Here is a 3,035-nt window from a genome sequence, read left to right as displayed (position 1 = left end):
ATATTTATTATAATTTTGTTAATAATGCATCATATGCATCAGATACTGTTAATGGATAGCCATTACCAAATGTTATGTTATGTTCTTTATCTAATTTTTCAAATAATTGACCTATCCAAGGTAAGCGTAAATCTGCTTCGTCAATAACTTCTTTATCTGTAAATATTTCTTTACATGTTCCTGATTTAATTATTTTTCCATCAACTATTACTTCAATATCATCAGAATATAATGGTACCAAATCAACATCGTGTGTTGATATTATAATAGTCATTCCTTCCTTATTTAAATCATATAACAGTTGCATTATACTTGAAGCACCATTTGGATCTAAACCACTTGTAGGTTCATCTAGAACCATTACCTTAGGTTTCATTGATAGAATACCTGCAATAGCTACACGTTTTTTCTGTCCACCACTTAAATGATGTGGTGGTTTTTCTGCATAATCAGACATACCTACCTTTTCTAGTGCATCCATAGACCTTGTTTTTACTTCCTCTTCTGATAAACCCATATTCATTGGTCCAAAAGCAACATCTTCAAGTACTGTTGGTGCAAATAATTGATCATCTGGATTTTGAAATACTATTCCAACTTTTTGTCTTGCTGCAAGTAAACTTTTTTTATCATATTTTAGTGTTTCACCATCAATTTCAACACTACCAGATGTAGGTTCAATTATTCCATTGAAATGAAGAAAAAGTGTACTTTTACCTGCACCATTATGACCTAATAATGAAATCATTTCTCCTTCTTCAAGTTTAAAATCAATTCCTTTTAGAGCTTCTGTTCCATCAGGATAGTTATATACTAAGTTTTTAGTTTCTAATATTGTTGTCATGAAAATCCATCCTATTAATATTTATTATCTATACTGGTATTAAATAAGGTACCACATTTATTGATGCTGTGACATATATAGAATATGCTAGTATTACTTCAAATACTATTAATATAATCCATTGTTTAATTGTTATGTCATGAATTGTACTTCCATGGTAGAACATATTTAATTTTCCATTGTATCCTCTTGAAGCTAATGCCTTGTATGCCATTTCTCCTTGTTCCCAAGTTCTTATAAATACCATACCAGCTAGTGCTGCAAGACAATTCATCCAACTTGAATAACCATTATATCCAAGTCTTGTTTTTTGAGAGTAATACATTGTTTCTGTAACATCTAAAAATAGGAATATGTATCTATACATTAATATTGCCAAATCAACAAGTTCGGTTGGAAGATGTAACTCATTAAATACTGCAAATAACCTATTAACAGGTGTTGTTAATATAAGAAATGATAGTGCAGCTACACCACCCATTACTTTGAAAAATACAAGTACACCCCTGTTTAAACCATCAGCTGTAATTCCCCATCCAAAAAGACCTAAATCCCAAATATGTGGACCTATACCAATGAAAAATGCCATAAATACTACTGATATTATAGCAAAACTAAATGGTACTAACATAAATGTTGCATAAAATCTAGATGGTATCTTTGCTTTAAATAAAATAAGAATTGTACTTATTATAAATATAATAAATGGCATTATTGGTGAATTAGCAAATAAATTTAAAATTAATGTAATTACAGAGAATAAAAGTTTGTAATAAATATTAACATCTACTAAATTATTATGGGAAGCATAATGATCTAATGTATCCTCAAATATTGACATTATTTATTCACCACTTTATAAAAAATTATTTCTTCCGATTTTTTGAAAAACTAATATTTTAATAGATTTTTATAAAAAAAATTTCTTAATAATGTTTTTTTCTAAAAAAAAAGTGAAAAAACAAGTGTATGTTTTTACACTTAATCTCTTTTTGATTGTCCTTTCCAGTAACCAAAAATATAACCAATTATAATTGCTCCTATTGCTGTTTGTAAACAGAATAAAAGACTTTGAATTTCACCACTAGGTGGTTCCCATAATGGTTCAGCCCATACTTGGTAATCTGGGTTGTTTTCTGTTATAGCATCTCCACCAGCATCATCTGATCCACCAAAGTATCCATCATCTTCACCATGACCATTATAATAAGCTAATGGGAGAACAATCAATACTCCTACTATTAAAAGTAGGATAATATTTTTTGTTGTGTTTGAAACCATTTTAGTTAACTCCTGCTTCTTCTTTTGAAATTACTCTTAACTTTACAAGAATATCTGGTTTCTGTTGTTTAATGAATCTGTAAATTACCATTGTTAATATACCTTCAGCTATTGCTAATGGTATTTGGGTAACTGCAAAGATTCCTAAGAAAGTAACCAAAGCTGTGAAGAAATCTGGTTTTGGGAATGCTAAAGATAATTCTATAGCTGTTACCACATATGTCATTAAATCTGCGACAAATGCTGTAAAGAACATTGCAATTTCATCATTTACATTTAATTTTCTAAGTCCTAACCAAACTGCATATCCACATAAAGGACCAATAATACCCATGGATAACACGTTTGCTCCAAGGGTTGTTATTCCTCCGTGTGCTAATATAACTGCTTGGAATACTAATACTATTACGGATAAAACTCCTACTACTGCCGGTCCAAAGAATACAGCACCAAATCCATTACCACATGGATGTGAACAACTACCAGTTACAGATGGCATTTTTAATGATGATAATATAAACATGAAAGCACCAGATAATGCTAACATAGGCATGGCTTCATCACTTTCTGCAGTAACTTTTCTTATCTGCATTATACCATAAACTATAAATGGTATACATATTATGTAGTAAATTAGACACCATAGTGGTGGCAGAAAACCTTCCATTATATGCATTATTTTTCCTCCTTATATTTTCCATAAAAAAAATATAATATAAAATTTATTTTATTATCAAGTAATTCTAATTATCTATAATAAAATAATGTATAATACTCTATTCAGAATATTATTTAAATATTTGGATTAAAAATTAAAAAATATTTTAATTTTATATGTGAGTAATACTTAGTTTTATGAGAAAAAAAGTCTAATATATATATATATTTTTAGAAAAATATAAATTTAATT

4 protein-coding genes are annotated in these 3,035 nt (G+C 28.7%); all 4 read right to left on the bottom strand.

Translation table 11 applies throughout. From position 1 onward, the window contains the following. Positions 1–7 precede the first annotated feature (7 nt). Positions 8–844: an ATP-binding cassette domain-containing protein gene (locus tag A9758_RS04465; protein ID WP_011406002.1), complete on the bottom strand. Its 837-nt coding sequence runs from the start codon at positions 842–844 to the stop codon at positions 8–10. 28 nt (positions 845–872) lie between these two features. After that, on the bottom strand, positions 873–1,685 hold the full coding sequence (gene cbiQ, locus A9758_RS04460; protein WP_011406001.1) for a cobalt ECF transporter T component CbiQ: 813 nt from the start codon (positions 1,683–1,685) through the stop codon (positions 873–875). 140 nt (positions 1,686–1,825) lie between these two features. Further along, positions 1,826–2,125: an energy-coupling factor ABC transporter substrate-binding protein gene (locus A9758_RS04455; RefSeq protein ID WP_011406000.1), complete on the bottom strand. Its 300-nt coding sequence runs from the start codon at positions 2,123–2,125 to the stop codon at positions 1,826–1,828. A 1-nt stretch (position 2,126) separates the two neighbouring features. Further along, positions 2,127–2,801 carry an energy-coupling factor ABC transporter permease gene (locus A9758_RS04450; RefSeq protein WP_011405999.1) on the bottom strand — a complete coding sequence of 225 codons (675 nt, stop codon included), beginning with the start codon at positions 2,799–2,801 and terminating at the stop codon, positions 2,127–2,129. Between the last annotated feature and the right edge of the window lie 234 nt (positions 2,802–3,035).

Origin of the sequence: Methanosphaera sp. A6, from assembly GCF_001729395.1 — an archaeon.
GTDB classification, from domain to species: domain Archaea; phylum Methanobacteriota; class Methanobacteria; order Methanobacteriales; family Methanobacteriaceae; genus Methanosphaera; species Methanosphaera stadtmanae.
Note: the sequence above shows the minus strand (reverse complement) of the source record. Positions and strands in the feature narration are given on the sequence as shown.

Bases quoted from the DNA above. Each gene is read 5' to 3' on its own strand.
- A9758_RS04465 (WP_011406002.1), bottom strand. From the start codon at position 844: ATGACAACAATATTAGAAACTAAAAACTTAGTATATAACTATCCTGAT.
- A9758_RS04455 (WP_011406000.1), bottom strand. From the start codon at position 2,125: ATGGTTTCAAACACAACAAAAAATATTATCCTACTTTTAATAGTAGGA.
- A9758_RS04450 (WP_011405999.1), bottom strand. From the start codon at position 2,801: ATGCATATAATGGAAGGTTTTCTGCCACCACTATGGTGTCTAATTTAC.
- cbiQ (WP_011406001.1), bottom strand. From the start codon at position 1,685: ATGTCAATATTTGAGGATACATTAGATCATTATGCTTCCCATAATAAT.